The sequence below is a fragment of the Aeromonas sp. QDB25 genome, assembly GCF_027707725.1.
In the GTDB taxonomy this organism is placed as follows: domain Bacteria; phylum Pseudomonadota; class Gammaproteobacteria; order Enterobacterales; family Aeromonadaceae; genus Aeromonas; species Aeromonas caviae.
Map to the genome: position 1 here is coordinate 15655 of NZ_JAPCIZ010000028.1, position 24566 is coordinate 40220.

Genomic DNA, 24566 nt, shown 5'->3' on the forward strand with positions numbered 1-24566 from the left:
CTTGTTCGCCTCGTTCATTCACCTCGGCGCAGGGCACCGAACAGTCGTCGGCGCCCCAGATCCACGCCGCCAGCCCCCTGCTGCACCGGCAAGGAGAGCAACATCTTGAGGGTGCTGCTCACCAGCGTGCGCCCCTCGTCGGCGCCGAGATGCGGGTCGATGGGGGACATGAGCGAACAGGCCAGCAACTGCCCCGTCTCTGGCAATGCCCCCACCATAAAGGTCAGGTTGCCGCAGGGGAGCTGCAGGGCGAGCCGATCGCTGCTGCCGCGTACCGGCCAGAGTTGCTCCGGCCCCGGCAGCACCACCACGCTCAGCATCCAGGGGGTGAGCACGCAGCCAAGCCACTGCCCTTCAAACAGGGTGCACTCTGCCACTATGGGCATGGCCGGGTGATAGAACGGCAGGGCCTGCATCTCTTGCTGCGCGATCCGCTCGTACTGGGCAACCAACAAGGGAGCGGGATTGGTGGCAAAACCGGCAAACTCCTGCGCCGGCTCTTTCGCGGCCTCGTTCACTGCCTCATTCACAATGGATTGCGCCATATGCCCTCCCGCGCTCGCTCGGCCTTCTCCTGCTCAGAGAGCGGGATGGCTGGTGCTCCCAGGCTGGCCAGCAGGGTCAAAATCCGATCCGTCGCCTCCCCCAGCGCCGCCGCCACCACGGGAGTAAGGCCGATGCGGGGCTCGAGGGATTCAGGCTCGACCCCGATCAGGGTGAGCCGCCTGGGGGATTCCCCCGTCATGTGCAGCGCCGAGAGCACATCCGCCAGCCCCAGTTGGTGCGGGGAGATCTTACGGCCAAACAGGGTCGGGATCTCCTCATCCTTCAGGGTCACCACGGTACCCGGCGGATTGCCGCTGCGCACCGCGTCCGCCAGTATGATGTGGTCGCGACTGGCCATCGCTTCGAGCAGCTCCATGCCGGCGGTGCCGCCATCGAGCAGCTCGATGCCGGGGGCGAAGCGGTAGTCGCGCTCCAACACCTCGACGATGCGAACCCCCACCGCCTCATCGCTCAACAGCAGATTGCCCACGCCCAGGATCAGGGTGTTCATCACAGCACCTTCACCTGAGTTGTTTCACCACTCTGGGTATCCACCACGTGCACCGCACAGGACATGCAAGGGTCGAACGAGTGGATGGTGCGCACCACCTCCAGCGGCTTGGCAGGATCCGCCACCGGGGTGCCTACCAGGGATTGCTCGTAGGGGCCGGGCTCGTCGTTGAAGTTGCGCGGACCCGAGTTCCAGGTCGATGGCACCACCGCCTGATAGTTCTCGATCTTGCCACCCTTGATGACTACCCAGTGGGAGAGCATACCGCGCGGCGCCTCTTCAAAGCCCACCCCGCGAAACTCCTTGTCCGCCGGGATCTCGGTCTTGATGTAGGCGCTGACATCCCCCTTGCCGATGTTGTCCACCAGCGCCTTCCACTGATGGGACAAGGTGTCTTTGAGCACGCAGCAGCGCACCGCACGACCGATGATGCGACCCAGGGTGGAGTGCAGCTGTTCAGTCTTGATGGCAGAGCCGGTGAGTGTCTTGTAGAGACCGTTCAGCTGATCGAAGTGCGCCACCGTCTCCGGGTGCTTGGCGGCGAGCTTCACCAACAAGTCTGCGAGCGGCCCCACCTCCACCACCTTGCCGTAGAAGGTGGGGGATTTGACCCAGGAGTACTTGCCGTCATCCTGCCAGCCGGTGTAGTTGGGCTCGGTCTTGCCCTCCCATGGCTTGAGGGGGGCGTCATCCTTGTACCAGGCGTGCTTGTTGCTCTCGGCAATGCCATCCATCAGCCACGCATCCTGATGGCTCTCGATGGGGCGATAGCCGGCCAGATCGCCGTTCTCGATGTAGCCACCGGGCATCAGGAAGCTGCCGCCGTCACCGTCGGTGGGCAGCTCAGGCACGCTCAGGTAGTGCTTGGCCCCCTGCCCCAGGTTCAGCCACTCGGGGTAGTGCGCGGCTATGATGGCGGCATCCACCTTGTAGACCTGCTCGATAAACTCGCCGAGCCGGTCGATAAAGCTCTTCACGTAGAGCAGCCGCTCCAGGTTGAGCACGCTCGGCGCATCCAGGTTGATGGGGTTGGCCACCCCGCCCACCGCCAGGTTCTGGATGTGGGGAGTCTTGCCGCCGAGGATGGCGACGATGCGGTTGGCATCGCGCTGGCACTCCAGTGCTTGCAGATAGTGGGCCACGGCGATGAGGTTCACCTCCGGGCTCAGTTTCATCGCCTTGTGGCCCCAGTAGCCGTTGGCAAAGATGCCGAGCTGGCCGCTCGCCACCAGGGCGCGGATCTTCTCCTGCACCTTGGCGAGCTCCTCGGCGCTGTTGAGGGACCAGGTCGATACCCCCTTGAGCATGTCCGCCGCTTTTTGCGGTTCGGCCTGCAGTGCGGCGGTGATGTCCACCCAGTCCAGCGCGGAGAGCTGATAGAAGTGGACGATGTGATCGTGGATGTTATGGGCCGCGATGATGAGGTTGCGGATGTACTGGGCATTGACCGGCACCTTGGCGCCGATCGCATTCTCCACCGCCCGCACCGAGGCGATGGCGTGAATGGAGGTGCACACCCCGCAGATGCGCTGCACTATCATCCAGGCATCGCGCGGGTCGTTGCCCTTGACGATCTCCTCCATCCCGCGCCACATGGTGCCGGACGACCAGGCCTTGGTGACGACGCCGCCTTCGATTTCACAGTCGATACGCAGGTGACCCTCGATGCGGGTGATGGGGTCTATGGTGATACGTTGGCTCATACGTTGGCTTTCCCTCGGGCCTGATAATCTTGGTGAACACGTTCAAGTGATGGCAGTACCGGCAGCAGCCGGATCAGCAGCAAATAGGCACACACCTCGATGGCGACGAAGCCCAGGGAGATCAGCACTTCCGCCGCGGAGGGGAAGTAGTGGTAGCCATTGCCGGGGTTGAAGGCGAGCAGGGAGTAGTCCAGTCGCCAGAGGGCGGCGCCCAGCAGCATGCTGAGAGCCCCCAGGAACAACATGCGCGAATCCCGGCGGCTCTTGTCCCAGTGGAACACCAGCAGCGGGAAGATCATCAGCGCGATCTCGCTCCAGAACATCAAGGCGTAGCGATTCCACTGGGAGAGGTACTCCGACTTGTCGTTGATGACGATCTCGGCAAAGCGCAGCGCCACGAACAGGATCAGGAAGATGTCGATCACCTGGGTCAGCTTGTAGAAGAGCGACTTCTCGTTGGGCCCCCGCCCCGCCAGTCCGGCCTGCACCAGGGAACCTTCAAACACGACTATGGAGAAGCCCATGATGAAGGCGGTCAGAAGCGAAAAGACCGGCAGCAGCTCGTAGCTTTGCCAGAGCGGATGGATCTTCTCCCCCGCCACTATCATCAGTGACCCCATGGAGGATTGGTGCATGGTGGGCAACAGGGCCCCCAGCGCCAGGATGAAGAACATGATCTTGTTGAGCCGTGCCATGGAGGTCTTCCAGCCGAACTTCTCCAGGAGCACGGGGGCAAACTCCAGCGCCATCACCCCGATGTAGATGGTCATGCAGACCGCCGTCTCGAACAGCACCGAAGAGGTGTTGAAGTGACCGGGCAGGTAGAAATAGGGCAGGTTCCAGTAACGGCCAACATCGATGGTGATGGAGAGACCGCCCAGCGAGTAGCCGAACAGGCTCGCCAGCAGGGCCGGCCTTACCAGGGGGTGATACTCGCCCCGGTTGAAGACGTAGACCGCCCAGGCCAGCGCCCAGCCACCACAGGCGAAACCGGTGCCGATCAGCAGATCGAACGAGATCCAGAGCCCCCAGGGGTAACCCCCGTTGAGATCGGTGACCGAACCCAGTCCGAAGACGAGGCGTTTCAAGATCAACATGCCGCACAGCACGGCGAAGGGGGCCAGCACCAGTACCGGCCAGCTGACCAGCTTGCCGCCGAGCGGATGCGCCTTGTGATTACTCATGGTCCTTGCCTCCCGTATTCTGGCCATGACCCTTGCTCTGGCCATGGCTGGCATCATCCCCCTCTCCCCCGCCATGCTGCTTGGCATTGCGGCGAATGAGTACCGAGAGCCCGGTCAGCACCACCAGCGGCAGCACCATCCCCTTGTAGAGGGTGTGCTGGATATGCTCGGAGCGCGCCCCGGAGGAGAGCTCCGGCAGATCGGGCATGTCGAGCTTGGTATAGGGCACCCCGGCCAGCACCAGCACCTGGGTGCCGCCCCCCTCCTTCTCGCCATAGACGTAAGGCTGGTAGTTGGGCACCTCGTGCAGGTAGGGATCGTTGGCGCTGAAGGTCTGGCGCGGGTAGGCGTATTCGCTGCCCGGGGTCGCCAGCAGCCGGCGCTTGGCCTCGGCCATCAGCGCCTCGCGGGTGCCGAAGATGACGGCGCCGGTGGGGCACACCTCGACGCAGCCGGGCAATTTGCCCTGCTCGATGCGCTCAAGCCCCTTCTGGTTGCAGAGCTCGCACTTGTGGATCGCCCCGAACGGGTTGTCGTAGTCATATTTGGGCACGTCGAACGGGCAGCCCACCATGCAGTAGCGGCAGCCGGTGCAGACGTCCGGGTCGTAGTGGACGATGCCGGTCCTGGGATCCTTGGTCAGCGCCTGCACCGGGCAGACGGAGACGCAGTTGGGATCGACGCAGTGCATGCACTGCTTCTTGATGTAGGCATAGCCATTCACCAGCTGATCCTTGTGCTCACCCGTGCCGCTCTTCCACACCTGAATGATGTTGTTGGTGTAGGGGCTCAGCTTGTCGTTGTTGGACCAGGTCGCTTCCCCGGCCGGATTGGCCGGGTTGCCGTTGAGGCGCTGACACTCAGCCACACAGGCCTGGCAGCCGATGCAGAGGGTGGAGTCGTAGAGCATGCCGAGCGCACCGGGAATGGGCGGCTTGTTCTCGGCCGCCGCCAGCGCGGTGCCGGAAACGGTGGTGCCCGCCGCCAGCGCACCGACGGAGGCGAATTTGAGGAAGTTGCGTCTGTTCACGGTCACTCCTCCCGTGAGGTGTGCTGCCCGGCTTCATGGCGCTTCTGCTGGCGACCGAGCTCGCGCACCGTCATCAGACTCACCCCGACCAGCACCCCGAGCGCCCCACCGATAAGGCCGGTGGCGGTGGGCGACATGTGTCCTCCCTCCTGGATGGCCACGTCGGGCTTGTTCACCCGCGGGGTGGGATTCTCCACCTTGGCGAGCTGGAAGATCCCCTTGCTGAACCCCACCCCCTGCTCGTTGCAGCCGTAGCAGGGGTGGCCTATGCCCACCGGCCAGATGCCGCCGCCCACGTCGCAGAACTCCAGGGTCGAGCAGTTGCCGTAGGTCTCCGGCCCCTTGCAGCCCAGGTGATAGAGGCACCAGCCCTGACGGTGACCCTCGTCGCCAAACTCCTTGGCGAAGCGGCCGGCATCGAAGTGCGGACGGCGCTCGCAGTTTTCGTGGATGAGCCGCTCATAGGCAAACAGCGGGCGCTTCTTGGCATCGAGCGCCGGCAGCTTGCCGTAGGTGATGTAGTAGGCGACCGTGGTGAGGAAATTGTGGGGGTTGGGCGGGCAGCCCGGGATATTGATAATCGGCGTGCCGAGGTTGCCGAGGGCCTCTTCCAGGCTGACGGCGCCGGTCGGGTTGCCACCGCTGGCGGGCACCCCGCCCCAGGCGGCGCAGGAGCCGATGGCGATGACGGCGGCCGCGCCACTGGCGGCACGGCGAATATGGTCGACGATGGGCTCGCCAGCCACCATGCAGTAGATGCCGCCATCTTTAAGCGGGATGGAGCCATCCACCACCAGCACATACTTGCCCTTGTAACGTTCCATGGCGTTGTGCTTGTTCTCTTCGGCCTGATGACCGAAGGCCGCCGAGAGCACCTCGTGGTACTCCAGCGAAATGGTGTTGAGGATCAAGTTCTCGATGGTGGGGTGGGTGGCGCGCAGCAGCGATTCAGTGCAACCGGTACACTCCTGCGCCCCTATCCAGATCACCGGCGGCCGCTCGGGGCTGGTGAGCGCGGTGGCCATCTTGGCCACGGCATGCTGGCTTAATCCAAGGGTTGCGGCCATCCCGGCGCACAATTTCATAAAGTCACGGCGATTAATTCCATGAGCCGATAAAAAAGTATCCTCGACCATTCTTCTTATTCCCGTCAGTGAGCATTGTTTGACAAATGCTTAATTGCGGGAATGCTATGCCTCCCCTTCCCCCTTTATGTTGATCTCCATCAAGTGACGGAACATTATTCAAATAGAAAACTCATCATCATGGATTTAAAAAATCCATATATAGCATAGACTTAGAAAGCATGGTGTGGGCTGCCAAAATACCCACTAGGGGGTATTTTTGCGTGTTATTGAATTTAATTCATTTAAATTACCCGTTAGTTCGTGATGTTAAATAATCAGAATGAAAGCGTTGTCACACTATTTGATCCAATATTTATGCTACCAGTTACAGGCTTTTTTCCGCGTCAAAAGTAGCTAAAAACATATACCTTTAAATTTCATTTAATTATATGTCACCAACCAAAATGAACGCGCAAACGATATTTATTATCAGCTTTTAAGAAATAACCGCCCTGCTGTTCAAGGCTGATCTTCGCCGCTTGATTAATTAACCGGCCCACATCCATGCTTCACCATCCCTGGCCACGGATGACCTGTCTCTCCGGCCGCGTGCGCCACCAAGCCGGCCACAAGCTTTCTTGGTGGCGTACACCACTCGCCGGTTCGACGAGATGCCCTCTTTAATCCGGCAGTTCCACCTTCACCCCCCATGGAGCTGGTAGCCTGCTTTTCTCCTCTGCCATGCACCTGCCCCTCCCCGCACCTTGGCCAGGGGTCGGCAACCCCACCTGCACGCAGCCGGTGCGAAAAACCGCCAACAATGTGCGAAAACGGCTCGATCCCCCTCCCGTTTTAAGGGGAAAAACCAGTGATAAATATTGCCCGATAGGGAGCCAGAGAAAGCGTTGGCAGGGAAATTTATACCGAGGAATATTCCGTATTTTGCGCATTTACGCATTCCTATTCGCCACATAATTTACCAACAAAAAAACAACTGATAACATCTTTTTACATTTTAAAGCATATAAAAACATGATTCAGTGACCCCCGTTTGCTCGTCCCGGCAGCCAGGATCACCGGATCGGGATTGAAACCATCAGCCAACTACTCATCGAGCAGACACCCGACCCATGATGAACACAGTTACGGCCAGCATCTATATCGATGCACTCCAGCACAATTTCACCGTGGTGCGCCGCCATGCCCCCCACAGCAAGATCATCGCGGTACTCAAGGCCAATGCCTATGGCCATGGGCTGCTGCAGGTGGCCCACGCCCTCGCCCAGGCCGATGCCTATGCGGTGGCAAGGGTCGAGGAGGCGCTGGTGCTGCGTGCCAACGCCATCACCAAGCCCATTCTGGTGCTGGGAGGCTTCTTCAGTGCCGAGGCGCTGCCGCTGCTGGCGAAACACGAACTGCAAACCACCTTGCATACCTGGGAGCAGCTGGCACTGCTCGAGCAGGCCAGTCTGCCCGCCCCCATCAAGGTGTGGCTCAAGCTCGATACCGGAATGAACCGGCTCGGGCTGCGCACCCTGGAGCTGCCCGCCTTCATCGAGCGGCTGAGCCATTGTCGCAACGTGGTGCAGCCGTTCCATCTGATGACGCACTTCAGCCAGTCCGATGAGCAGGATACCCAGGCCACCCGGCTGCAGATCGAGGAATTCAACCGCCTCTCTGCTCATCTGCCGGGCGAGCGGGCCATGGCCAACTCCGCCGGCATCCTCGCCTGGCCGGCATCGCGCAGCGACTGGATCCGACCCGGCCTCATGCTCTACGGCGCCTCCCCGTTTACCGGTCAGCTTGCCGCCGACCATGACCTGCGCCCGGTCATGAATCTCAAGAGCCAGCTCATCGCCACCCGCGCCTGCCAGCAGGGCGAGGCGGTCGGCTATGGAGGACACTGGGTGGCGGATCGAAATACTACCCTCGGCGTGGTGGCCGCGGGATATGGCGATGGTTACCCCCGCATGGCGCCCGAAGGTACCCCCATGCTGATCAATGGCCGCCGGGTGCCCATCGTGGGTCGGGTTTCCATGGACATGATCACCGTCGATCTGGGGCCGGCGGCCAGCGACAAGGTGGGAGACGAGGTGACGCTGTGGGGGGAAGGGTTGCCGGTGGAACAGGTGGCCGAAAAGATAGGCACCATCCCCTACGAGCTGCTGACCCGCCTGACCAGCCGGGTCCATCTGACGCACTGTGACAAACGCGAACAGATGCCGATGTTGAAGCTGGCCTGAGCAAGCGGTCTGAGACCGGCCACAGAGAAGTGTCAAACCAGCCCTTGATAAACAAAAGGCCCCGTCTTTCGACGGGGCCTTTTGTTTTATTTGGCGGTGAGGGAGGGATGATTCACCGCTGCGTGGCTCACCCCTTCGGGGCGGCCTGCGGCCGTTCATCCCGGCAAGCTGCTCTGCTCGAACCCGACGAGGATTCTCACCCTCCCTCTTCGAGATGAGCTGATGACGCTTCCCCAAAGCAAAAAACCGACCATCTGGCCGGTTCTGACATCTGAGGATGGGTCAGGAGCGACTCGCGCCGTCTCTGGCGCTCGCCCTGCGGACGGCCTCTGGCCGTCCATGCGGGCTATCCTGCCCGCCTCTCGAACCAGGGCCCGAACCGAGCCGCCCATCACCGGATAAAACAAAAGGCCCCGTCTTTCGACGGGGCCTTTTGTTTTATTTGGCGGTGAGGGAGGGATTCGAACCCTCGATACGTTGCCGTATACACACTTTCCAGGCGTGCTCCTTCAGCCACTCGGACACCTCACCAAATTTTCACTGCTTGAAGTGGCTTTCTGAGCACGCTGCGCGTGCATCTTGCCGACTTCGTCGGTGGGCAGCCACTCGGACACCGCACCCAATTTTGGTCTGTGCTTTAACGTGTTCAGCCAACACGAATTCGCTGCGCCGTTGCGCTGGAACGGGGCGTAATGTAAGGGATAGGCGCGAGGCGGTCAATGCAATTTTTTATCTTTTGCCACTGTTTGCTCAATAAGCGAACCAAGTGACTAAAAATATGCCATTTCCTATCCCTTTCCATCAATTTTCAACCGCTTCGTGCAAATGTTCTCCTCGAATCGCCTCTTCCAGCGAGCCGTAGAACTCCAGCTCTCCCGCCACCGGACGCACCTTGGCCCGCGCCAGGGTCTTGAGGGGCTGGAATTGCAATTCAGCCACCTTGAGACGGACCCCCGCCTTGGCCATGCGTTTTGCGAACTGCTGGAAGGCGGTGAGACCGCCAGCATCCAGGATGGAGACCGCCTCCATTTGCAGGATCAACTCCTTGTGGTCCTTCACCTGGGCAAGCAACTCGTCAAAGACCCGCTCGGCGGCGGCAAAGAACAGTGGCCCGTTGATCTTGTAGACAAGGGTCGAGGGGGACACCTCGCTGGCATAGCGCTTGTGATCCGCCAGGTTGTGCAGCCTGGTCATCTTGGCTATCTCGCGCATGAACAGCAAAGAGGCCAGGATCACCCCGAAGGTGATGGCGATGACCATGTCGAAGATGACGGTCAGCGACAGGCAGACCAGCAGCACCAGTACATCGGATTTGGGCGCCCGGCGCACCAGATCCACCACCTTGTGGGCCTCGCTCATGTTCCAGGCCACCAGCAGCAACAGGGCGGCCATGGCAGAGAGCGGCAACCAGGAGAGCCAGGGCGCCAGCACCAGGATGGCGGCCAGCACCACCAGCGCATGGACGATACCGGAGATGGGAGAAGTGGCCCCGGCCCGCACGTTGGCGGCGGAGCGGGCGATGGCGGCCGTCGCCGTGATGCCGCCGAAGAAGGGCGCCAGTATGTTGCCGAGCCCCTGCCCCAGCAGCTCGCCATTGGAGCTGTGCTTGCGACCCGTCATGCCGTCCAGCACCACGGCGCAGAGCAGGGATTCGATGGCCCCCAGCATGGCCATGGAGAAGGCGGCGGGCAGCAGCCGCTCGATGGCGGCGAGATTCCACTCCACCGGCGCCCCGTCCGGCCCCGGCAGCGCCCAGGGCATCACCAGGGTCGGCGCGATGGGGGGAATACCCATGCCCTGACTGCCGTCGGCCAAGGTATAGCTGAACTTGCTGCCGATGGTGGCGACGTCCACCCCGAACTGGTGCAGACCAAACCCGAGCCCCACCCCCACCAGCACGGCGGGCAGATGGCCGGGGACCGGCAGGCGCAATCTCGGCCAGAACAGCAGCACCGCCAGGGTCGCCACCCCGACGAGGGTGTCCCCCCACTGCCAGCTTGGCAGGGCATGGGCCAGCGCCTGCACCTTGCCCAGATAGGTTTCCGGCATCTCCACGACCTGCAGGCCGAAGAAATCCTTGATCTGCAGGGTGGCGATGACGATGGCGATACCACCGGTGAACCCCAGGGTCACCGAGGGGGGAATGTACTCGATGAGGCGCCCGAGACGCGCCATGCCCATGGCCACCAGGAAACAGCCCGAGATGAGAGTGGCCATCAACAAGCCGCCCACGCCGAATTGCTGGGCCACCGGGTAGAGGATCACCACGAAGGCGGCGGTGGGGCCAGAAATGGAGAAGCGGGATCCCCCGGTCACGGCGATGACGGTGCCGGCGATGATGGCGGTATAGAGCCCGTGCTGGGGCGGCACCCCACTGGCGATGGCCAGTGCCATGGCAAGGGGAATGGCGATGATGCCGACCGTGATGCCGGCGATGAGGTCGCGGCCAAAGCGCGCCACGCTGTAGGGTTCGTCGATGCAGGATTGGCGCAATGCGATGGCCAGCTTCACGCCTTGTAAGGAAGCTTGATTGTGCATGTCTAGGGTAATACCAGAAGAGGGAGACAAAGGCCGGGGTGAACCGGCACCCGATCATCATCAAGGGCCGGCAGAGCTGTCGACGCGGCGATGGTATCGAAGGCAACCATACCCAACCCGGCCAGATAATTCGATGGGCAGGATCAAGAAATGGCCATTACCCCGCATTATTGTCATCGATAGCTCGCATATCGCCGATTTTCCCTGCCATTCCTTTAATAGATCCCTGGTCATCGCGAACCGGCACCTCCCTCGCATCCCCCACACCTCAGAGGCAAGCCCATCGACAGGGGCGACATCGCCGATTTTCATCGGTTCCCGCCATGATCGGCTTATCCATTGCCTCGCCCCCTCCAGGCCGATGGCACCTTCATCGCCAGCCCGACCGTGGCCGCAGGCAGGGCATCTCAAGCTGCTGATTGTGCTGAAAATAGTCCACAGCGCCCAAGTTTTGGGCAAACGGGCCGAAAAGCCCTTTTTCCGTGGAGTGGCGGGTTGACACCCGTCCGGGGGATCATTAATATCCGCTGCGTCTCGACGAGACAGGCAATTCCTCCTTAGTTCAGTCGGTAGAACGGCGGACTGTTAATCCGTATGTCACTGGTTCAAGTCCAGTAGGAGGAGCCAATTCCCTCGTAGTTCAGTCGGTAGAACGGCGGACTGTTAATCCGTATGTCACAGGTTCAAGTCCTGTCGAGGGAGCCATATTCCATGCCTCAAAGGCCCGATCGCAAGATCGGGCCTTTTTGTTTTGCCTGTCTCTGGCATCCAATGCCACCACATTGGCGCCTTTTGCATGTCAATGCTCTCGCCCTGCCCCCTATACTGGTCCTCATTCCGCTAGCACTGACTTCACCTCGCACGGCAAAGGCGCACGCATGGCACACAAATCTCACTTTTCCCTGGACGTCGGATGGCAGCTACTGCTCAAAGACCTTGGCCTGCCATCCAGGCATGTCTTGCGCAGGGCACTGCTGCCGGAAGACACGTTGTCGCGCGAGAATCATGGGTTGACCACCGATGAGTATTTCCGTTTCTGGCGGGCGCTGGAGCAGGAAGCCAATGACGTCCTGTTTCCCTTGCGGCTCATCGAGACCGTTTCCAGCGAAGTCTTCAGTCCCCCCTTGTTTGCCGCCCTGTGCAGCCCGGATCTGATGCGGGCTGTCCAGCGGCTGGCCAAATACAAGGCGCTCGTTGCCCCCATGAGCCTCGAGATCTCGGTAGGCTCCTGGGGAGAGATGACGCTCTCCCCTCGCTGGCAAGGAGGGCACACCGAGGTCCCGGTCTCCCTGCAGGTGGTGGAACTCGCCTTCTTTGTCCGACTGGCACAGATCGCCACACGTGAGGCGATCTGTGCCGTGCGAGTGACACTGCCTGCGCTCCCTGCTGGAAAGGCACTGCAGCGCTACGAGCGCTTCTTCGGCACCGCCATCACACTTGGAACCCATGCCAGCATTACGTTTTCTGCCGTGGACGTGCTGCGCCCCTTTCTCACGAGCAACGAGGGGATGTGGCGAGCCTTCGAGCCCGAGCTGCGTCGCCAGTTGTGCGAAATGGACTCTGCCGCCACCACGGCGGAGCGGGTGCATGCCGTTCTGCTCGAGCTCTTGCCAAGCAACTCGGCCACCATTGAGGTGGCGGCAAGTCGCCTGGGCATGAGCAAGAGAACCCTGCAACGCCGGCTGGAAGAGGAAGGGGAAAACTTTCGAGCCATGGTCAGCGAGACGCGAAGAAGGCTCGCCTGCCACTACCTTGAGCACACCACCCTGTCTGGAGGGGAGATAGCCTTTCTGCTTGGCTTCGAAGATCCCAACTCCTTCTACCGCGCATTCCAGGATTGGACCGGGCGGACGCTGGAAAGCACTCGCCAGTCATATCGATTCAACTGAGGTCAGCCTCATGACCACCCATATCAATCCCGTCGCGTGCTGCTCGCCGGGGCCACCTTCGCCGTCGCTGGCAGCCGGGAGGCATTTAGCGCCGTCGACTTCACGGCCAATCTGGCCGCCGCCAGGGCCGCGGTCAAGGACGGTGATCGCCGCACAGGCTGACTCGAAAGCAATAGGGATGGCGCAGTTCGATGGCGTCATGGCGCCGTTTGCCAGAACCATGGCATCACGGGTCGGATATGGTATCGATACCGCAGGCAAGCCGATTCTGGACTCGCATGCGATTCATTTTGCTCAAGGATCTTCCATATGAACTCAAACGTTGTGCTCGTCACCGGCGCCTCCTCCGGTATCGGAGCGGCCACCGCCATGAAACTGAAGGCTCTAGGATTCACCGTGTATGCCGCAGCGCGGCGCATCGAACGCATGCAATACCTGACAGACGCGGGGATCCGCGTCATCGCCATGGATGTGACCCAGGATGCATCTATGCAGGCAGGAGTTGAGAGAATCATCACCGAAACCGGCAAGATCGACGTACTGGTCAACAATGCCGGGTATGGCTCCTACGGCTCGGTTGAAGAAGTCTCTCTCGAGGAGGGGCGCACCCAGTTTGACGTCAATGTGTTTGCCGCCGTTCGCCTCATCCAGCTGGTGCTGCCCCACATGCGCGCCCGACAGACTGGCACCATAGTCAACATCACCTCCATGGGCGGCAAGATCCACACCCCGCTAGGAGCCTGGTACCACGGAACCAAGTTCGCACTGGAGGCCATCAGCGATTGCCTTCGCATGGAGGTGGAACCCTTTGGCATCAATGTAGTAGTGGTAGAACCGGGTGGCATCAAGACCGAGTGGGCCGACATTGCCGCGCAAAAACTGCGCGAGGTCTCCGGCGAGGGGCCTTATGGTCACCAGGCCCTCCCCATGGGGGAGTCCATGATCGGACGCGCCAGCCGCCAGCGCCAGTCCCCGCCGGAACTCATCGCGGATACCATCGCCAAGGCGGTCCAGACCCGTCGCCCCAAGACCCGCTATGCCGTTGGTTTTGGGGCCAGGCCGATGATCTTCCTGCGCCGCTTGTTGCCGGATCGTGCATTTGACCGCTTCATGCGCCTTGCTACAGGGATCCCGCACCAACGCGGCTGACCCAGTCCACCGACACCTCACCCAGGATAGGCTTGCGCCTGAAAGCCCGGCCATCGGCCGGGTTCTTTCTTACCCCCTGCCCCACCTCGGGGCAAGGGCGCTCGCCTTCCACCCCCGCATCCCGCTGCGCCCGTCCCTTGCCCTCATGGCCTGTTGCCACAAGATAGCGCAGGCTTACCCTCTATGGGGTACCACTCTGGTGCGCCCTGCCTTGCCCCGTGATGACATAAAAGTCATCCATATGATTTTTGAATGAAAAATTACTGACACTGGCCTCGATAGCGACTCAATTGGCTGGCACAGCCCTTGCACTTTGTGATGTACGCAGGGACGTCACAAGGAGTTGCCTATGCTGCCCATCAAGCCCCCCGGACCCGGTTGTTACGACGAGATGCTGCTCACCGACAACCAGTTTCGCGATCATTACCACGCCTACCTCTCGTGGCTGCACCAGACCGACGAGAAGAGCATAGAGCGCAAGCGCGAGGAGGCCGACCTGCTGTTTCGCCGGGTCGGCATCACCTTCAACGTCTACGGAGACGGGGACGGCGCCGAGCGCCTCATCCCGTTCGACAGCATTCCCCGCATCATTCCCGCCCGGGAGTGGCAACACCTGGATCTGGGGATCCGCCAGCGGGTCACCGCCCTCAACGCCTTTCTGCACGACATCTATCACGATCAGCGCATCCTGAAGGCGGGGGTGATCCCGGCCGCCCAGATCCTCACCAATGCCCAGTACCAGCCCTGCATGCAGGGGGTCGACCTGCACCGGGACACCTATGTCCACATCACCGGGGTCGACATCATCCGCAACCACGACGGTGAGTACTATGTGCTGGAGGACAACCTGCGCACCCCCTCCGGGGTCTCCTACATGCTGGAGAACCGCAAGATGATGATGCGCCTCTTCCCGGAGCTGTTTCACAACCAGCCCATCGCCCCGGTGGAGCGCTACCCGGCCCTGTTGCTGCAGACCCTGCGCGAGAGCAGCCCTGTGGACAACCCCTGCGTGGTGGTGATGACCCCGGGACGCTTCAACAGCGCCTACTTCGAGCACAGCTTCCTCGCCCAGCAGATGGGGGTGGAGCTGGTGGAGAGCGCGGATCTGGTGGTCAAGGATGGCCAGGTGCTGATGCGCACCACCACGGGGCTGAAAAGGGTGGATGTCATCTATCGCCGCATCGACGACGACTTCCTCGATCCCCTCGCCTTCAACCCGGACTCCCTCATCGGCGTGCCCGGGCTGCTCTCGGTCTACCGCGCCGGCGGCGTGGTACTGGCCAATGCCATCGGCACCGGGGTGGCGGATGACAAGTCCATCTACCCCTATGTGCCGGAGATGATCCGCTTCTATCTGGGGGAAGATCCCATTCTCAACAACGTGCCCACCTGGCAGTGCCGCGAGCCGGCTGCCCTCTCCCACGTGCTGGCCAATCTGGAGGAGCTGGTGGTCAAGGAGGTCCATGGCGCCGGCGGCTACGGCATGCTTATCGGCCCCTGCGCCAGTCGCGAGGAGCTGGCCCGTTTTCGCGAGCTGCTCAAGGCGCGGCCGGACAACTACATCGCCCAGCCGACCCTCTCCCTCTCCACCTGCCCGACCTTCGTCGACGCCGGTATCGCCCCCCGCCACATCGATCTGCGCCCCTTCGTTCTCACGGGGCAGGAGCTGCGCCTGGTACCGGGCGGCCTGACTCGGGTCGCCCTCACCGAAGGCTCCCTGGTGGTCAACTCCTCCCAGGGTGGTGGCACCAAGGACACCTGGGTCATGGAGGGCAGCCCATGCTGAGCCGCACCGCAAGCGAACTTTACTGGATGTCCCGCCACCTGGAGCGGGCGGAGAACACGGCGCGCATGCTGGACGTCACCCAGACCATGTCGCTGATGCCCTCCATCGACGCCGATCACAGCGAGCTGGTGGCGCCTCTCACCATCAGCGGCACCCATGAGCCCTTCCTGGCCCGCTACGGCCAGGTGAACATGGAGAACCTGCTGCAATTTTTCTGCTTCGACGAGGAGAACCCGAGCAGCATCTTCAGTTGTCTGCGCATGGCCAGGGACAACGCCCACGCCGTGCGGGGCAAGATCCCCGGTGAGGTGTGGGAGAGCATCAACGCCGCCTGGATAGAGATCCGCCGACGCCGCCAGGCGGGGCTGTCCAGCGGCCAGGCCCAGGAGTTCTTCGACTGGATCAAGGAGCGCTCCCACCAGTTTCGCGGCGCCACCTATGGCACCATCATGCGCGGTGACGTGCTCTGGTTCCTGCGCCTTGGCACCTTCATCGAGCGGGCCGACAACACGGCACGCATCCTGACCGTGAAGTATCAGGTGATCCGGGAGGACGAGGACAGCGTGCGCGAGTTCTACCGCTGGAACGCCCTGTTGCGGTCAGTGGGCGCTTACGAGGCCCACCAGACCCTCTACAAGACGCTCTCCCATGCCTCCATCGCCGAGCTGCTGATCCTGCGCAATGACGTGCCGCGCTCCCTGCGGGCCTGTCTCGACGAGATGGAGCTGATCCTTGCCCAGATCGAGGGCAACGCCGGTCAGACGCCCCGGCGCCTGACCACCATACTCAACGCCCATCTGACCTATGGCGCCATCGACGATGTCTTTGCCCTCGGCATGCAGGAGTACCTGAGTGATTTCCTCAGCGACATCGGCGCCATCGGCCAGAGCATCCACGCCGCCTACCTGGAGGTATTATGAGACTCATCATCGATCACCAGACCCGCTACCACTATGCCGACGTGGTGCGCCGCAGCACCCAGTACCTGCGCCTGACCCCCCACAGCACGGCCCGCCAGCAGATCCTCTCCTGGGAGCTGGAGCTGCCGGGGGAGGCCACCTGCACCACGGACGGTTACGGCAACATACTGCATGTGCTAAGCCTGGAGTCCCCCCACGAGGGGATCCTGATCCGCGCCCACGGGGAGGTGGAGATCTGCGACGACGCCCCGGAAGATGAGGAGTCCTCCCTCATCTCTCCCCTGAGCTACCTGAGGCCCACCCCCCTCACCCGACCGACCCCGGCCCTGCAGGATCTCGCGAAGGCCTGCCTGCCAGAGGAGCCGACCCTGGCCGACTTGCAGAGCCTGATGGCACGCATCCTGGTGCTGATGCCCTATCAGCCCGGCAGCACGGATGCCACCTTCAGCGCCGACGAGGCACTTGCTTCGGGCAGCGGCGTCTGTCAGGACCACACCCATGTCTTCCTGACCTGCTGCCGCCACGCCGGCCTGCCGGCCCGGTACGTGAGCGGTTACCTCTACAGCCAGGACAACAGCCACGTGGCGATGCACGCCTGGGCCGAGGTGTGGATCGAGGAGCGCTGGCACACGTTCGACGTCACCAACCTCACCAGCTCCACCAGCGAGCACCTCAAGCTCGCAGTCGGCATGGATTATCTGGATGCCTGTCCGGTGCGCGGCGTGCGCTATGGCGGCGGGTGCGAGCAGCTGCAGAGCCAGGCGCAGGTGACCCGCCTGGATGGACAGCAGCAATGAAGACCGGGAGAGTCCTGGCGGGAGCGCGGTCATGACCTATTGCGTCGCCATGTGCCTGCAAGACGGCATGGTGTTTGCGTCCGACTCGCGCACCAATGCGGGGGTGGATCACATCGCCACCTTCCGCAAATTGCACCTCTTCACCCGGGAGGACAGGGTGATAGTGCTGCAAAGCGCGGGCAATCTGGCCACCACCCAGAGCGTCATCAGCCTGCTGACGGAGGGGCAGGAGCTCCTTGCCCTCCCCAGCCTCTACGAGGCTGCCGCCCTCATCGGCCAGACCATACGCACCGTCATCAGCCGGGATGGGGGTCAGCAGCAGGGCCATATCAACTTCGGCTGCAACATCCTGCTGGGGGGGCAGATCCGGGGGGAGCGCCACCGCCTGTTCCACATCTATCCGGAGGGCAACTTCATCGAGGCGAGCGCCGACACCCCCTACTTCCAGATTGGTGAGAGCAAGTACGGCAAACCCATCATCGATCGCATCATCCACCATGAGACGCCGCTTCAGACCGCATTGCAGTGCGCCCTCATCTCCATCGACTCGACCCTGCGCAGCAATCTGTCGGTGGGCTTGCCCCTGGATGCCCTGGTCTATCACGAGGGCAGCTTCTCGGCGACGAACCAGCACCGCATCACCGAACAGAACCCCCATTTCGTGGCGCTGCGAAAGGCCTGGGGCGAGGGGTTGCAGCAGTTGTTCCAGGGCCTGCCCACTTTCCCCCTCTAGGCCGGGCGGGAGGCGCCAAGGCGCTTTCCCGCTCCTTTCTTTCCGGATATTCTGGCTGCCTTCCTTTTCGATGGAGTTTCCCATGCGCCGCTTCAACGTCATGCTCAACGGCAGCCGGTTGATGATGTTCCCCTTCTATGTCTGCATCCTTATCTGTGTCGCCCTCCTGATGGTGAAGTTCGCCATGCAGCTCTATGTGCTGTGCCGCGACATCATCGACATCCACTATCTGGATCTCATCACGGGGGTACTCACCCTGGTGGACTTCGTGCTGGTGGCCCAGATGCTGATCCTGGTGGCCATCTGCGGCTACGTGCAGTTCATCAAGACCCCGGAGCAGCGAGCGGCCCTCGGCGACAACTGGCTCAGCAAGATCAACTTCGCGTCCCTCAAGCTCATCGTCATCAACTCTCTGGTGACCATCGCCGGCATCGAGGTGCTCAAAGCCTTCCTTGACGACGGCACCGGCAACGAGATCGAGATGAAGTGGTCGGTCATCGTCTTCCTCGCCTTCTCCACCGCGGCACTTATCTATGCGGTGACCGAGCGGCTGGCGGAGCACAAATAGGGCCCGGCGCCATTCAGGGTCTATTCATCAAGAGCCGAATTGATAACTCTTTTCATTACCCTTACTGCATTGTAAACTTGCTCGCCCCGGGCTGAACCGCCCGGGAGCTGGAGCACCCATGACGAGTCTTTCCCTCTCACCACGACACTGCTGGCAGTGGCTGGCCTATCACCATCAGGCGGCCGAGGGTGCTCTTTATCTGATGTTTTTCTCCGGCCTGCTGCTGTGGGAACCCCTGACGCCGACCTGGTCCCTGGCACGCTGGAACCTGTTTTTGCACGTCGCCCTCTCGCTCACCCTGTTCCCCTTGCTGTTTGGCGCCTTCTGGCTCTCCCATCGCAGCCTGCTGCGCAAAAGCCGCAAGCCTTTTCTGCGCACCACGGGGCGCATCATCGAAGCCTTGCTGCTGGTCTGTCTGGCAAGCGGACTGGTGCTGGTGCTGCACGGCACCCCGGGGGATAGCCTCGGCAACCTTGCCAGCTGGGCCCACTGGCTGAGCGCCCTCGCGTTGACGCCCCTGGTGCTGCGCCACGCCTGGCGCTGGACCATCTTGAAATGGCGCACCTGATCTTATGTTGAAGTTGTTGTTATCCCTGATGTTGGCCGCCCTGCTGCTGGGGACCGCCTCGGCCCGGGAGATGGGCACCGCCATGATTGCCTATGACGAGGGGAGCGCCCCGCACCTCGTCACCGCCAACCAGAGTGCTGGCTCCGTCACCCTGCTCGAACGGGGCACTGGCAAGCGACTCAACGAGGTGCAGCTGGGGGGCGATCTGCGCCAGCTGGCCCGCGCCGATGACGGCACCCTGCTGGTCACCGATTACAGCGGCGATCGCCTGCTGCTCTTGGATGATGAACTCGAGCTGGAAAAGGCGATCCCCACCGGCCATAGGCCCTATGGCGTAATCTTCGATGCCAAGCGGCAGTGGTTCTGGGTCACGCTGTTCGAGGGAGGGCGCCTTCAGGCTTATGACAGGGCGGGCAACCTCCAGCTGGATGCAAAAACCGCCGAGACTCCCCGCGGGCTGGCATTGACCGACGACGATCGCCTGCTGCTCACCCACGCCATGACAGGCCAGCTCGCCATCTATGATCTCGCCAAGCTTGAGAAGGGCGCTACCCTCCCCAAGCCCAAGCTCATCACCCTGGCGGAAACCCACAGCGATACCCCGAGCGACTCCCAGGGCTTGCCGCGCCTACTGGACGGCATCGCCCTCTCCCCCGATGGCAGCGAAGCCTGGCTGCCCCACGTGCTCTGGAGTTTCGATCACCCCTTCCAGTTTCAGAGCACCGTCTTCCCGGCCGTCTCCATCATCGATCTCGATGAAGAGAAGGAGCGGGTCGATGAAAGAAAACAGCTCTTTTTGCAGATCAACCTGCCCAGCGTCGGCAACCGCAGCCAGATCGTCTCCAACCCGTTCGCGGCGCGCTTCGCCGCCGATGGCAAGCGGGTCTACCTGACCCTGGCGGGTTCCGAAGACTTGCTGGTGTTCGACCTGTCGCGCAGCGGCAAGCAGAACAGCAACCGCCACCGCCGCAAGAAGTTTCAGGGGGGCGCCAAGGCGACCCAGCTCTTGCGTCACCTGACGGGCCAGAATCCGCGCGATCTGCTGATCGATGGCGACCACATCCTGGTGCACAACGTCATGGGGCAGGATCTCACCCGCCTCAATAGCGGCGGCAGCGGCCCGTTTGCCCGGGTCACCGTCGATGTGCCCCACTTCGCCAAGCTGGTAGAGACCGATCCCCGCCCCGCAGCCCTCAAGCGCGGTGAGCGGTTGTTCAACCTGGGTAATACTGCCGCCAACAGCCGCTTCCCCATGGCGGGGGACAACTGGATGAGCTGCAACTCCTGCCATCTGGACGGGTTCAACTTCACCAACCGCTATCTGATGGCGGCCCATCGCCAGCAGAGCGGCGACAACGCCATCAACGGCCACGCCAACCTCGCCAACATGGTGGCGGGGGACTTTATCGGCGAATACCTGCGCATGACCCAGCAGACCCAGGGCGGCATGGGCCATGACACCCGCGATGGGGCCGAGCCGGTCGACCCCGCGAGGCCCCATCCCGAGGTGCAGGCGATGATGGAGGATCTGCACGCTTTCGTGACCAGTGATGGCAACCTCCCCTATCTGGCCAACTGGCTTAGGCTCGATGCCTCGCGCAGGGATCCTGCCAAGGCGCCGACCACCCACCCGAAAGAGTGGCTCAACTCCGCCTCCTGCCAGAACTGCCACCAACAGGCGTTCCAGGACTGGAGCGAGAGCAACCACCGGCTGATGGGCAACTCCCACCCCTACTACAAGGTGGTGCAGGCATTGGCCCGCGAAACCGAGGGCGAAGCCTTCGGCCAGTGGTGCCAGGGCTGTCACATGCCCCAGCAGGTGATGAACGGCCAGACTGATCTGCCCAAGGGCTCCCACATGTTCGAGCAGGGTGGGGCTTCGCTCATTGCGGCCCACCAGAAAGGCGAGCCCGTGGTGGAAGAAGGCACAGGCTGCGTGCTCTGTCATCGCATCACCAAGCTCGAGGATGCAGGCGGCAACAGCGCCTTTACGGTCAATTTGAAAGACCGCGAGAGCTATGTGTTCGAGGATGCCGCCGGCGGCAGCCTCCAGCACTGGCTGGCGGAGCGGCAGATCAACGCCCGCCCCGCCATGCACAAGGCCTCCTACCAGAAGGATTTCTACCGGGACGCGGCCCTGTGCAAGTCGTGCCACAACGAGTTTGCCCCGGGCACCGGCGCCAATATCGTCAACACCTGGGACGAGTGGGAAAAATCCAGCTTCGCCAAGGCCGAAGATCCCGCCAAACGGCGCACCTGCATCGACTGCCATATGAACCCCGAGCCGGGCAATGGCGGCGCGCCTGTGGCGGGCCAGTCCACCGAAAACGGCACCGTGAAAGAGCGGCTCTATCGCCACAACTTTACCGGTGCCCAGCATCAGCTGGTGGGGCTGAGAAGTGCAACCCTCGAGCAGGAGAGCCTGGCGCTCTTGCGCTCCAGCGCCACCCTCTCGGCCCGCATTGAAAACCAGAGTGGCCAGCCCGCGCTGGTAGTGAGAGTCGCCAATACCGGCGCCGGCCACGCCCTGCCCACCGGTGTCGCCGATTTCCGTGAACTCTGGCTGGAGCTGACCGTCACCGACGCCAGCGGCAAGCTGGTGCTTGAAAGCGGCCAGCCGGTGAACGGCGCCGTCCCTGAGGATGCACGGCTATTTAGAAAGGTGTTTGGCGATGCCGAGGGCAAGCCGGTGGGGCTCAAGTTCTGGCGCTACGCCAAGCTCATTGAAGACACCCGCATCCCGGCCGATGGCTGGCGCGATGAAGCCTGGCCGCTGCCGGCGGATGCTCAGGGGCCCTTCAAGGCCGATATCAAACTCAATTTCCGCACCTACCCCAAGTGGGTCAATGATGCGGTGCGCGCCGCCGAGCCGAGCTTGCCGGAGCCACCCATAGTGCAACTCAATCGGCTGCAACTGACCCTGCAGCCCCTCCCCCTCACGCCCGATACGGAGCCTCAATACTGATGTTCGCAAGTTTTCTCATTACCCTGCGCGAGGGGCTGGAAGCCTTCCTGCTGGTCGGCATCTGCCTCTCCTACCTCGCCAAGCTGGGGGCGAGCCGCTACAACAAGTTCATCTATCTGGGGGTGGGCCTCGGTCTTGTCGCCTCCCTTGTCATCGCCTTCCTGTTCCAGGTGGTGGTGAGCCAGTTCGAGAGCGAGCGCTACAACCATTTGCTGATGGCGGGGATCCTGATCTTCGCCACCTTGGTGCTCACTTATATGGCTATCTGGATGCAAAAACAGGCCAAATCCCAGGTGGGGGCCATGACGGCGCGCATCGATGCCGCCATCGACGGTGGCAACCTGTTTGGTCTGGTGCTGCTCGCCTTTCTGGCGGTGATGCGCGAAGGCTTTGAAACCGTGCTCTTCTTCTCGGCCCTGGTCTACTCCGGGCAAGGGGTGGATCTGCACCAGGGGCTGATGGGGGCGCTGGCGGGGCTGCTGGTCTCTGTGGTGCTGGTGTGGGGGCTGCTGCGCTCCACCCGCAAGGTGGCGCTGGCCCCCTTCTTCCGCTGGACCGGCCTGCTCATCATCATCATCGCCGCAGGCTTGCTCTCGTCCGCCGTCAACATGTTGCAGGCAGCGGACGTCATCACCTTCTGGACCACGCCGGTCTTCAACATCAGCCACATCCTCGACGATCAGGGGGTATTCGGCACCTTCCTGCGCGCCCTGTTTGGCTACAACGCCTCACCGGCCGGCCTGCAGTTGCTGACCTGGGCCTGCTACCTCATGATCTTTGTCACCCTCTGGCATCGCAGCTATCGCCCCCAGGGGAGCGCCGCCCCGACCAGGGGCTGAGCCCGGGGATCACACTCTGTTCGGGAGCCGCGCACAGGCGGGCTCCCCCAGCTATCACGCCGTTTCGGAACACTCATGAACGACAACAACAAGAAGCATATTGCGGTGCTGGGTGCCGGCCCTGCCGGTTTGATGGCCGCCTGGCGCCTGCGCCAGGCCGGTTTTGCGGTCACCCTGTTCGAGCAGGAGAGCGTGGTGGGCGGCATGTGCGCCACCCAGACCTTCAAGGGGCGCGACGGGGAGTATCGCTTCGACTACGGCGGCCACCGCTTCATCACCAAGAACCCCGAGCTGCTCGCCTTTATCGATGAGCTGATGGGGGACGACCTGCTCCACGCCGAGCGAAAGAGCGTCATCCGCTTTGGCGGGTGCACCTATGACTACCCTTTGAACCTGCCCAATTTGCTCAAGACGGCGCCGCTGGCCCTGATGGCCGGTGCGGTGAAGGATCTGCTGCTGTTGCCCTTTGCCAAGAAGCCTACCGATTTTGCCAAGGCGAGCTTTGCCGAGTGGATCCAGAGCCACTTCGGTCGCACCCTCTACCGCCAGTTCTTCGAGGGCTACACCGGCAAGCTGTGGGGCATCAACCCGGACAAGCTCTCCGCCGACTGGGCCGGCCAGCGCATCAGCCTGATCGATCTCAAAGACGTGGCACGCCGCCTGCTGCCAAGGCGCAACGGCAGCATGTCGGTGCGCACCTATGCCCGCAAATATCGTTATCCAAAGTATGGCTTTGGCCAGATCTTCACCACCCTGGGGGAGCGGCTGGTTGCCGAAGGGGCCCTGCTCAAAACCGGCGCCACCATCACCCGTCTCGAGCAGGCTGATGGCCGCATCGAACGGGTTTATTGGAAACAAGATGACGTGGAGCAGAGCGAGCGCTTTGATCAGGTGATCTCCACCCTGCCGCTGCCGCTCACCTGCCAGCATCTGGGCTTGCCGTGTGATCTGCACTACCGGTCGCTTCGCTTCGTCAATATGCCCCTCAAACAGGAGAACCTGTCGGACAACACCTGGCAGTACCTCTCCGACCCCCATATTCTGGCGACCCGTCTGCAGGAGCCGCGCCGGCGCAGCCCCTTTATGGCGCCCCAAGGCCAGACCTCGGTGATGCTGGAGATCCCCTGCAATCCGGGGGATGCCACCTGGCAGGCACCGCTCTCTGATCTGCGCGACCGGGTCACCGCCGATCTCGCCAGCCTCGGCGTCGATACCCAGAAGCTCGGCGATGAGACATTCGAAGCGCGCAGTGAATACGCCTATCCGCTGATGGATCTGGGTTATCAGGCCCGCCGCAACGAAGCCATCAAGGCGCTGATGCCGATAGGCAACCTCATCATGACCGGCCGTCAGGGGACATTCCGCTACATCTTCACCGACACCGCCATGGAGATGGGGATGATGGCCGCAGACATGGTGATCGACGGGGTGGACAGACGTCACGCCATCTTCAATCATCGCAACGAAAATACCGTCATTGAAACCCAGAGCGTGGCGTGAACACGATGATTGGTGTTCAACAGGCAGACA

The 24566-nt window shown here is 62.1% G+C and carries 20 protein-coding genes, 3 tRNA genes and 1 other RNA gene; 15 read left to right on the forward strand and 9 right to left on the reverse strand.

Annotation, left to right across the window (positions count from 1 at the left end; genetic code table 11):
- Window positions 1-14: 14 nt before the first annotated feature.
- From hybE to hybO, 6 genes are read right to left on the reverse strand one after another with little or no spacing between them, the layout of a single operon-like run.
- Window positions 15-545: a hydrogenase-2 assembly chaperone gene (hybE, locus tag PG883_RS11655; protein WP_202007150.1), complete on the reverse strand. Its 531-nt coding sequence runs from the start codon at window positions 543-545 to the stop codon at window positions 15-17.
- Window positions 527-1057, reverse strand: a complete 531-nt coding sequence (locus PG883_RS11660) for a HyaD/HybD family hydrogenase maturation endopeptidase (protein WP_202007152.1) — start codon at window positions 1055-1057, stop codon at window positions 527-529. The genes hybE and PG883_RS11660 overlap by 19 nt, the downstream gene beginning before the upstream one ends.
- On the reverse strand, window positions 1057-2760 hold the full coding sequence (gene hybC, locus PG883_RS11665) for a hydrogenase 2 large subunit (RefSeq protein WP_202007154.1): 1704 nt from the start codon (window positions 2758-2760) through the stop codon (window positions 1057-1059). The genes PG883_RS11660 and hybC overlap by 1 nt, the downstream gene beginning before the upstream one ends.
- Window positions 2757-3944, reverse strand: a complete 1188-nt coding sequence (gene hybB / locus PG883_RS11670) for a Ni/Fe-hydrogenase cytochrome b subunit (RefSeq protein ID WP_202007156.1) — start codon at window positions 3942-3944, stop codon at window positions 2757-2759. The genes hybC and hybB overlap by 4 nt, the downstream gene beginning before the upstream one ends.
- Entirely contained in the window at window positions 3937-4974 is a 1038-nt protein-coding gene (gene hybA, locus PG883_RS11675) for a hydrogenase 2 operon protein HybA (RefSeq protein ID WP_236758370.1), read from the reverse strand. Before hybA ends, hybB begins: the two co-directional genes overlap by 8 nt.
- A 2-nt stretch (window positions 4975-4976) precedes the next feature.
- Complete coding sequence (gene hybO / locus PG883_RS11680) at window positions 4977-6110, reverse strand: hydrogenase 2 small subunit (RefSeq protein ID WP_041212906.1); 1134 nt, start codon at window positions 6108-6110, stop codon at window positions 4977-4979.
- A gap of 1061 nt (window positions 6111-7171) precedes the next feature.
- Here hybO and alr point away from each other — a divergent pair.
- Entirely contained in the window at window positions 7172-8284 is a 1113-nt protein-coding gene (alr, locus tag PG883_RS11685) for an alanine racemase (RefSeq protein ID WP_270807225.1), read from the forward strand.
- 91 nt (window positions 8285-8375) lie between these two features.
- Here alr and PG883_RS11690 read toward each other — a convergent pair.
- The 3 genes from PG883_RS11690 to dauA all read right to left on the reverse strand — a co-directional run bounded on the left by PG883_RS11690 (window position 8376) and on the right by dauA (window position 10822).
- Window positions 8376-8504: non-coding RNA, RtT sRNA (locus tag PG883_RS11690), on the reverse strand.
- Between the two features lie 223 nt (window positions 8505-8727).
- Window positions 8728-8815, reverse strand: a tRNA-Ser gene (locus tag PG883_RS11695).
- A 270-nt stretch (window positions 8816-9085) separates the two neighbouring features.
- The gene (gene dauA / locus PG883_RS11700) at window positions 9086-10822 is read right to left on the reverse strand and encodes a C4-dicarboxylic acid transporter DauA (protein WP_202007160.1); all 1737 of its coding nucleotides are present in this window, start codon (window positions 10820-10822) and stop codon (window positions 9086-9088) included.
- A gap of 551 nt (window positions 10823-11373) precedes the next feature.
- On the opposite strand from dauA, the gene PG883_RS11705 reads away from it, so the two are divergent.
- From PG883_RS11705 to PG883_RS11770, 14 genes are all read left to right on the forward strand, one after another.
- A tRNA-Asn gene (locus PG883_RS11705) sits at window positions 11374-11449 on the forward strand.
- A gap of 2 nt (window positions 11450-11451) precedes the next feature.
- Window positions 11452-11527 (forward strand) — tRNA-Asn (locus PG883_RS11710).
- A gap of 173 nt (window positions 11528-11700) precedes the next feature.
- Window positions 11701-12711 carry an AraC family transcriptional regulator gene (locus PG883_RS11715; RefSeq protein WP_202007181.1) on the forward strand — a complete coding sequence of 337 codons (1011 nt, stop codon included), beginning with the start codon at window positions 11701-11703 and terminating at the stop codon, window positions 12709-12711.
- A gap of 178 nt (window positions 12712-12889) precedes the next feature.
- Window positions 12890-13024, forward strand: a complete 135-nt coding sequence (locus PG883_RS11720; RefSeq protein ID WP_257707510.1) for a hypothetical protein — start codon at window positions 12890-12892, stop codon at window positions 13022-13024.
- Window positions 13021-13860, forward strand: a complete 840-nt coding sequence (locus tag PG883_RS11725; protein WP_202007183.1) for an oxidoreductase — start codon at window positions 13021-13023, stop codon at window positions 13858-13860. The genes PG883_RS11720 and PG883_RS11725 overlap by 4 nt, the downstream gene beginning before the upstream one ends.
- A 349-nt stretch (window positions 13861-14209) precedes the next feature.
- Window positions 14210-15646, forward strand: coding sequence for a circularly permuted type 2 ATP-grasp protein (locus PG883_RS11730; protein WP_041212881.1), 1437 nt, complete (start codon window positions 14210-14212; stop codon window positions 15644-15646).
- Window positions 15640-16566 (forward strand): alpha-E domain-containing protein, encoded by a 927-nt coding sequence (locus tag PG883_RS11735; RefSeq protein ID WP_041212880.1) that lies wholly within the window; start codon window positions 15640-15642, stop codon window positions 16564-16566. The genes PG883_RS11730 and PG883_RS11735 overlap by 7 nt, the downstream gene beginning before the upstream one ends.
- Window positions 16563-17363 carry a transglutaminase family protein gene (locus PG883_RS11740; protein ID WP_010674395.1) on the forward strand — a complete coding sequence of 267 codons (801 nt, stop codon included), beginning with the start codon at window positions 16563-16565 and terminating at the stop codon, window positions 17361-17363. The genes PG883_RS11735 and PG883_RS11740 overlap by 4 nt, the downstream gene beginning before the upstream one ends.
- 31 nt (window positions 17364-17394) lie before the next feature.
- Window positions 17395-18096 carry a peptidase gene (locus tag PG883_RS11745; protein WP_010674394.1) on the forward strand — a complete coding sequence of 234 codons (702 nt, stop codon included), beginning with the start codon at window positions 17395-17397 and terminating at the stop codon, window positions 18094-18096.
- Window positions 18097-18178: 82 nt separating this feature from the next.
- Entirely contained in the window at window positions 18179-18664 is a 486-nt protein-coding gene (locus tag PG883_RS11750) for a YqhA family protein (RefSeq protein WP_010674393.1), read from the forward strand.
- 118 nt (window positions 18665-18782) lie between these two features.
- A complete protein-coding gene (locus PG883_RS11755) occupies window positions 18783-19232 on the forward strand; it encodes a hypothetical protein (protein ID WP_041212878.1) in 450 nt (149 codons plus the stop codon).
- Window positions 19233-19236: 4 nt separating this feature from the next.
- Window positions 19237-22197: a YncE family protein gene (locus tag PG883_RS11760; protein WP_202007186.1), complete on the forward strand. Its 2961-nt coding sequence runs from the start codon at window positions 19237-19239 to the stop codon at window positions 22195-22197.
- Window positions 22197-23036, forward strand: a complete 840-nt coding sequence (locus tag PG883_RS11765) for an FTR1 family iron permease (RefSeq protein ID WP_139737696.1) — start codon at window positions 22197-22199, stop codon at window positions 23034-23036. Before PG883_RS11760 ends, PG883_RS11765 begins: the two co-directional genes overlap by 1 nt.
- A gap of 75 nt (window positions 23037-23111) precedes the next feature.
- Window positions 23112-24536 (forward strand): FAD-dependent oxidoreductase, encoded by a 1425-nt coding sequence (locus PG883_RS11770; protein WP_270807226.1) that lies wholly within the window; start codon window positions 23112-23114, stop codon window positions 24534-24536.
- Window positions 24537-24566: the final 30 nt, after the last annotated feature.

Coding starts and splice junctions, on each gene's coding strand:
- PG883_RS11740 (WP_010674395.1), top strand. CDS start 16,563: ATGAGACTCATCATCGATCACCAGACCCGCTACCACTATGCCGACGTG.
- PG883_RS11725 (WP_202007183.1), top strand. CDS start 13,021: ATGAACTCAAACGTTGTGCTCGTCACCGGCGCCTCCTCCGGTATCGGA.
- PG883_RS11770 (WP_270807226.1), top strand. CDS start 23,112: ATGAACGACAACAACAAGAAGCATATTGCGGTGCTGGGTGCCGGCCCT.
- PG883_RS11715 (WP_202007181.1), top strand. CDS start 11,701: ATGGCACACAAATCTCACTTTTCCCTGGACGTCGGATGGCAGCTACTG.
- PG883_RS11745 (WP_010674394.1), top strand. CDS start 17,395: ATGACCTATTGCGTCGCCATGTGCCTGCAAGACGGCATGGTGTTTGCG.
- PG883_RS11765 (WP_139737696.1), top strand. CDS start 22,197: ATGTTCGCAAGTTTTCTCATTACCCTGCGCGAGGGGCTGGAAGCCTTC.
- PG883_RS11735 (WP_041212880.1), top strand. CDS start 15,640: ATGCTGAGCCGCACCGCAAGCGAACTTTACTGGATGTCCCGCCACCTG.
- PG883_RS11730 (WP_041212881.1), top strand. CDS start 14,210: ATGCTGCCCATCAAGCCCCCCGGACCCGGTTGTTACGACGAGATGCTG.
- PG883_RS11760 (WP_202007186.1), top strand. CDS start 19,237: ATGTTGAAGTTGTTGTTATCCCTGATGTTGGCCGCCCTGCTGCTGGGG.
- PG883_RS11660 (WP_202007152.1), bottom strand. CDS start 1,057: ATGAACACCCTGATCCTGGGCGTGGGCAATCTGCTGTTGAGCGATGAG.
- alr (WP_270807225.1), top strand. CDS start 7,172: ATGATGAACACAGTTACGGCCAGCATCTATATCGATGCACTCCAGCAC.
- PG883_RS11720 (WP_257707510.1), top strand. CDS start 12,890: ATGGCGCAGTTCGATGGCGTCATGGCGCCGTTTGCCAGAACCATGGCA.
- hybE (WP_202007150.1), bottom strand. CDS start 545: ATGGCGCAATCCATTGTGAATGAGGCAGTGAACGAGGCCGCGAAAGAG.
- PG883_RS11750 (WP_010674393.1), top strand. CDS start 18,179: ATGCGCCGCTTCAACGTCATGCTCAACGGCAGCCGGTTGATGATGTTC.
- dauA (WP_202007160.1), bottom strand. CDS start 10,822: ATGCACAATCAAGCTTCCTTACAAGGCGTGAAGCTGGCCATCGCATTG.
- hybO (WP_041212906.1), bottom strand. CDS start 6,110: ATGGTCGAGGATACTTTTTTATCGGCTCATGGAATTAATCGCCGTGAC.
- hybC (WP_202007154.1), bottom strand. CDS start 2,760: ATGAGCCAACGTATCACCATAGACCCCATCACCCGCATCGAGGGTCAC.
- hybB (WP_202007156.1), bottom strand. CDS start 3,944: ATGAGTAATCACAAGGCGCATCCGCTCGGCGGCAAGCTGGTCAGCTGG.
- PG883_RS11755 (WP_041212878.1), top strand. CDS start 18,783: ATGACGAGTCTTTCCCTCTCACCACGACACTGCTGGCAGTGGCTGGCC.